This window comes from Teichococcus vastitatis (assembly GCF_003604215.1).
Lineage (GTDB): Bacteria > Pseudomonadota > Alphaproteobacteria > Acetobacterales > Acetobacteraceae > Pseudoroseomonas > Pseudoroseomonas vastitatis.
Window position 1 is genome coordinate 20,851 of the sequence record NZ_QXGS01000036.1, and the last position, 6,370, is coordinate 27,220.

General features: G+C 65.8%; 5 protein-coding genes. 4 read left to right on the plus strand and 1 reads right to left on the minus strand.

Annotated elements, in window-relative coordinates; all coding sequences use genetic code 11:
- Positions 1–10 precede the first annotated feature (10 nt).
- From prfA to D2K64_RS19955, 3 genes are all read left to right on the plus strand, one after another.
- Positions 11–1,066, plus strand: a complete 1,056-nt coding sequence (gene prfA, locus D2K64_RS19945; RefSeq protein ID WP_120010134.1) for a peptide chain release factor 1 — start codon at positions 11–13, stop codon at positions 1,064–1,066.
- Positions 1,059–1,946, plus strand: coding sequence for a peptide chain release factor N(5)-glutamine methyltransferase (gene prmC, locus D2K64_RS19950; RefSeq protein ID WP_120010135.1), 888 nt, complete (start codon positions 1,059–1,061; stop codon positions 1,944–1,946). Before prfA ends, prmC begins: the two co-directional genes overlap by 8 nt.
- Before the next feature lie 182 nt (positions 1,947–2,128).
- On the plus strand, positions 2,129–2,572 hold the full coding sequence (locus D2K64_RS19955) for a DUF4167 domain-containing protein (RefSeq protein ID WP_238384320.1): 444 nt from the start codon (positions 2,129–2,131) through the stop codon (positions 2,570–2,572).
- Between the two features lie 48 nt (positions 2,573–2,620).
- On the opposite strand, the gene D2K64_RS19960 is transcribed toward D2K64_RS19955, so the two are convergent.
- Entirely contained in the window at positions 2,621–3,382 is a 762-nt protein-coding gene (locus D2K64_RS19960) for an MOSC domain-containing protein (protein WP_120010136.1), read from the minus strand.
- Positions 3,383–3,518: 136 nt separating this feature from the next.
- Between D2K64_RS19960 and clpB the strand changes: the two genes are divergently transcribed.
- A complete protein-coding gene (gene clpB, locus D2K64_RS19965) occupies positions 3,519–6,083 on the plus strand; it encodes an ATP-dependent chaperone ClpB (protein ID WP_120010137.1) in 2,565 nt (854 codons plus the stop codon).
- Positions 6,084–6,370: the final 287 nt, after the last annotated feature.

Below are 6,370 nucleotides of genomic sequence, written 5' to 3' on the forward strand. Positions count from 1 at the left end.
GTGACGAGTCATGAGCCTGGCGGAGAAGCTCGACCGGTTGCTGTACCGGGCGGACGAGCTGCGCGCGCTGCTGGAAACGGCGGATGGCGCGCAGGTCGGCCAGCTCTCCAAGGAGCTGGCGGAACTGGACCCGCTGGTGGAGAAGGTGACCGCCCTGCGCCAGGCGCAGCAGGCGCGCGATGAGGCCGAGGCGCTGCTGGCCGATCCCGAGATGCGGGAATTGGCCGAGGCCGAATACTACGCGCAGCGGGACGCCGTGCCCGTGCTGGAGCGGGAGCTGCAGCTTCTACTGCTGCCGCGCGACGCCGCGGATGCCGGCAGCGCGATCCTGGAGGTCCGTCCGGCGGCCGGCGGCGACGAAGCCGGCTTGTTCGCAGCGGAGTTGTTCGGCGCCTATCAGCGCTATGCCGCCGGCCGCGGCTGGCGGTTCGGCGTGCTCGACTACGACGATTCCGAGGTGGGCGGAATCAAGGGCGCGGTGGCCGAGGTCGAGGGGCAGGGAGTGTTCGCCCGCCTGAAGTTCGAGAGTGGCGTGCACCGCGTGCAGCGCGTGCCGGCGACCGAGGCGCAGGGTCGCATCCACACCTCCACCGTCACCGTCGCCGTGCTGCCGGAAGCCGAGGATGTGGACATCCAGATCCAGGACGCCGATCTGCGCATCGACACCTATCGGGCCAGCGGCGCCGGCGGCCAGCACGTCAACAAGACGGATAGTGCGGTTCGCATCACCCACATTCCCACCGGCACCGTGGTGGCGATGCAGGAGGAGCGGTCGCAGCACAAGAACCGGGCCAAGGCGATGAAGGTGCTGCGCGCCCGGCTGTATGAGCAACAGCGGTCTCAGGTCAGTGCCACCCGTTCGGCGGATCGCAAGGCACAGGTCGGCACGGGGGATCGGTCGGAGCGGATCCGCACCTATAATTTTCCCCAGGGCCGCGTCACCGATCACCGCATCGGGCTCACCTTGCACAAGATCGAACGGGTGATGCAGGGCGAGTTCGACGAGATCTTCGACGCGCTGATCGCCGAGGACGAGGCGGCGCGGCTGGCGGCCGAAGGTGTCTGACTGTTCCGACCCGGCCGGCACGGTGGGCGCCTTTCTGTGCCGCGCCGGCCAGCACCTGCGCGCCGCCGCCATCGAGAATCCGCGGCTCGAAGCCCGGCTGATGCTGGGCGCCGCCATGGGAAGGGAGCCGTCTTCGCTGCTGGGCGCCACCCGCGCACCGGTCCCCCCGGTGGCGGCATCGCGTTTTGCATCCATGCTGCGGCGCCGGCAGGCGCGCGAGCCGCTGGCGCTGATCCTGGGTCGTCAGGGCTTCTGGACTCTGGACCTTGCGGTATCGCCCGCCACGCTGGTGCCGCGCGCCGATTCCGAAGTCGTGGTCGAGGCGGCGCTGGCATCGAATTTGCCGCCCAGCGGGGCGGTCCTGGATCTCGGTACCGGCACCGGCTGCCTGTTGCTGGCGATTCTGTCGGAATGGCCGGGCGGCTTCGGGATCGGGGTGGACCTGTCACCCGAGGCGGCCGCCCTGGCCTGCAGCAATGCCCGGCGGAATGGCCTGGAGAAACGCTGCGCCTTCTTTGCCGGACACTGGGCCGACGCGATTCGATCCTCCTTCGACCTCGTGTTGTCCAATCCCCCTTACATCGAGAGTGCGGCCATCCCGTCGCTGATGCCGGAGGTGCGGGTGCATGAGCCGGCGCGTGCACTGGATGGTGGGCCAGATGGTCTTGATGCCTACCGCCTGATCGTTCGGGCGCTGCCGCGGCTCCTGAAGGCGGGTGGAAGCGCGGTGCTGGAACTCGGCCTCGGCCAAGCACCGGCGGTTACCGGCTTGGCCGAGGCAGCAGGATTGGCTGTGCAGGGCAGCCATGCGGACCTGGGAGGGGTGTCGAGGGCCCTGGTGATGAAAAAACCGTTTGGCGGCTCCGCATCAGGCCGCTAGGGTGCAGAAGCGGCCCCGGGTGGAACTCCCCGGTTGGACAGGCCGGTTGGCGGCAGGCTGCGGCCACCCCAGCGGTTCCGCGGTGATGCAATACCATCAGCAAGCTGCCCGGTGCGTCCGGGTCCGATTCTGGACCCCCATGCGTCGGACGGCGTCAGCATGAGACGGCGAACGCTATACCAATGAACATGAAGCGCATGCGCGGCCGCGGCGGCCATCGCCATAGCGGCGGCGGAAGTGGCGGCGGCGGCGGTGGTGGCGGGCAGTTCCGTCAGACCGGCCATCAGCCCATGAACCGCAACCACGTGTTCGACTCCAGCGGGCCGGACATGCGGCTGCGCGGGACCGCACAGCAGTTGTTCGAGAAGTATCTCCAGCTGGGCCGTGACGCGACCAGTGGCGGCGACAGGGTCATGGCGGAAAGCTATTTCCAGCATGCCGAGCATTACTTCCGCATCCTGAACGCCATGGCTCAGGCCGCGCAGGCTCAGCAGAGCCAGCAGCCCCGCCGCGGCGGCGGCAATGAGGATGGCGAGGGCGAGGGGGGTGACCTCAACGGCCATGGTCATTCCGGTCTCGACGGCGAGTCCAACGACACGTCCGATCAGCGCGAAACCGTGCAGTAAGCTCTTGGCCTGCGCGGGCCTGACATCCCGCGCAGGGTTTTCCGGAGATCAGGCGGGCGCCAGGACCTCCAGCGCATCGCCGACCGCGACGCGGCCCTCCTCGACCACGGCGGCGTGCACACCAAGATCCGCATGGCCGAAATGCTCCCGCAGAAGCTTCGGGACATCGGCGTCCCGCTCGCCGGTGCGGAGGTTCACCTGGGTGGCCGGGCACCGGACGGTGCGCTTGAACACCGACAGCCGCGCGCTGCCCAGCAGCACCTCCTGACCGATCCAGTTGAACTCGGCCCAGGCCGGCAGGCCCGTGAAATAAACATTGGCACGGAAGCGCAGCGGATCGAGCTGCAGCCCGGTTGCCTTCTCCACAGCCTCCAGGCTGGCAAGATTGATCAACGAGATGCCCTTGCGCTTCTGGTCGGTGAAGGCATGCCCTGCCGCCTCGGTGAAGTAGGGCGTGCCCCGTGCCTCCTGGCCCAGAAACGCGCACAGCGCCGCCGCAATGGCCGAACGGCCCTCCGGGCTGCCGGTGGGCGCCAGGATGGGAGGCTGACCAGGAATCCGCAGAGACAGGCATTGGTCATGCGGATCGAACGCCGCCGCCACCAGCGCCAGCCGGGCATTGGCCATCAGGCAGGCGAAATTCTGCTTCGGCAGGAAGCGCGGAGCCGACACGTCGAAGGGTGCGTCCCCCTGCACCAGCGCGAAACGCCGGTCATGCGCGATGCACTCGCCCACTGCGAGCTTCGCTTCCTCCAGCGCCTCGGCCGACAGGCCTTTCACCGGGTAGCGATACAGCTTCTCGACCCGCATTGGTCTGGCTCCTGATCTTTTTTGCTCGGCATCCCCTTGAAGGGGCTGGCAATCCTGTACCACATCGGGCGTATCAACGGGTTGTGCATCGCCTCTCAGGGTTGCGCTACCCGGTTGCCTCGATGGAGGGACCGAAATGGATATTGAAAAATTCACCGAGCGCGCGCGGGGCTTTCTCCAGGCCGCTCAAACTATCGCGATCCGCGAATATCATCAGCGCATCACCGCCGAGCACCTTCTGAAGGCGCTGCTCGATGACGAGCAGGGTGCTGCCGCGGGACTGATCCGCGCGGCTGGCGCCGACCCCCGTCCCGTTCTGGAGGTCGTGGAAGCCGAGCTGGCACGGCTGCCGCGCGTGCAGGGTGGCGGGGCAGGTCAGCCGCAATTCATGCCGGACATCGTGCGGGTCCTCGATGCGGCGCAGCAGCAGGCTGCCAAGGCGGGTGATGCTTATGTGGCGCAGGACCGTCTACTGACGGCGCTGGCGTCCAGCGATACTCCGGCGGGTCGCGCCCTGATCAAGGCCGGCGCAACAGCGCAGAAGCTGGATGCCGCCATTGCGGCGATCCGCAAGGGCCGCAAGGTGGACAGCGCTAATGCCGAGCAGAACTTCGACGCGCTGAAGAAATATGCCCGCGACCTCACCGCGGTGGCGCGCGAAGGCAAGTTGGATCCCGTGATCGGTCGCGACGAGGAGATCCGCCGCGCCATCCAGGTGCTGGCACGCCGCACCAAGAATAATCCGGTGCTGATCGGCGAGCCCGGCGTCGGCAAGACCGCCATCGTGGAAGGGCTGTCGCTGCGGATCGTCAATGGCGACGTGCCCGAGGCGCTGCGCGACAAGCGCGTGCTGGCGCTGGATCTCGGAGCCATGGTGGCCGGCGCCAAGTATCGCGGCGAGTTCGAGGAGCGGCTGAAAGGCGTGCTGACAGAGATCGAGCAGGCGGCCGGCGAGGTCGTGCTGTTCATCGACGAGATGCACACGCTGATCGGTGCCGGCAAGGCGGATGGCGCGATGGACGCCTCCAACCTGCTGAAGCCGGCCCTTGCCCGCGGTGAGCTGCACTGCATCGGTGCCACCACCCTGGATGAGTACCGCAAGCACGTCGAGAAGGACGCAGCGTTGGCGCGGCGGTTCCAGCCCATCTTCGTGGGCGAGCCGAGTGTCGAGGACACCGTCTCGATCCTGCGCGGGATCAAAGAGAAGTACGAGCTGCATCACGGCGTGCGCATCGCGGACAGCGCACTGGTGGCCGCGGCGACCTTGTCGAATCGCTACATCACGGATCGCTTCCTGCCGGACAAGGCCATCGACTTGGTGGATGAGGCGGCATCCCGCCTGCGCATGCAGGTCGACAGCAAGCCGGAGGAGCTGGACGAGGTTGATCGCCGGATCCTGATGCTGAAGATCGAGCGTGAGGCCCTGAAGAAGGAAGATGATGTCGCCAGTCGCGATCGGCTGGTCCGACTGGAGCGCGAGATCTCGGAGCTGGAAGAACGGTCGGATGCTCTGTCCGCTGCCTGGCAGGAGGAGAAGGGGAAGCTCTCCGCGGCTCAGAAGGCGAAGGAGGAGCTGGATCGCGCCCGCACGGAAGTCGAGGTTGCGCAGCGAAAGGGCGACCTCGGCCGCGCATCGGAACTGCTGTACGGAGTAATCCCGCAGCTCGAGCGACAGCTGGCGGATGGCGGCGAGGGTGGTCGGTTGGTCAACGAGGCGGTGACCGAGGAGGGTATCGCCGCGGTGGTCAGCCGCTGGACCGGCATTCCGGTGGACAAAATGCTGCAGGGCGAGCGCGCCAAGCTGCTGCATATGGAAGACACGCTGCGGGGACGCGTCGTGGGCCAGGATGAAGCGCTGGAGGCGGTATCCAAGGCGGTTCGGCGAGCCCGCGCTGGTCTGCAGGATCCGAACCGTCCCATCGGTTCCTTCCTCTTTCTGGGTCCTACAGGTGTCGGCAAAACCGAACTGACCAAGGCTATCGCGGCCTTCCTGTTCGATGACGACAAGGCGCTGCTGCGCATCGACATGTCCGAGTACATGGAGAAGCATTCCGTGGCACGGCTGATCGGCGCGCCTCCGGGCTATGTCGGCTATGAGGAGGGCGGCGCGCTGACCGAGGCGGTTCGGCGGCGACCCTATCAGGTGATCCTGTTCGACGAGGTCGAGAAGGCACATGAGGACGTGTTCAATGTGCTGCTCCAGGTGTTGGACGATGGGCGCCTGACGGATGGGCAAGGGCGGACTGTTGATTTCCGCAACACGTTGATCGTGCTGACCAGCAACCTCGGCTCGGAGATACTTGCTTCGCAGCCCGAGGGAGAGGATGTGGATCTGGTCCGAGGTCAGGTGATGAACATCGTACGCGGTCGCTTCCGCCCCGAGTTCCTCAATCGCTTGGATGAAATCGTGCTGTTCCGGCGTCTGGCCCGCCACGATATGGGCGCCATTGTCGAGATTCAGCTTGGACGTCTGCGGAAGCTGTTGGAAGACCGCAAGATCGGACTAGAACTGGATCGGGCGGCTTTGGACTGGCTGGCCGAGGCGGGTTACGATCCGGTCTATGGTGCGCGGCCGCTGAAGCGGGTGATCCAGCGGAACCTTCAGGATCGGCTGGCGGGCATGCTGCTCGATGGAACTGTCACAGATGGCAGCACCGTCAATGTTTCCGCGGATCAGGATGGTTTGGTGACGTCGATCTGATCCGGCACGGAGTGGTCGATTTCTCTGCAAAAGCGTTTGACAGGATATGGGAGGGGGCCTAAAAGCCGCCTCCCGACGATGGAGGCGCCGACACGGCCCTGAAATCTGAAGGCTCTCAGCGAAAAGAGGGTTGACGTTCTAGGCAAAGGGCCTTAAATAGTCAGCCCTCCTGATTTGGGAGTGATCTGAAGATCGAAGCCGATCTTCAACTTGTTCATTGAAAATTGCATCGGGTTTTCTGGAAGAATACTTGGTTTAATTGCCTTTGGGTGATTTGGCTGGGTTAA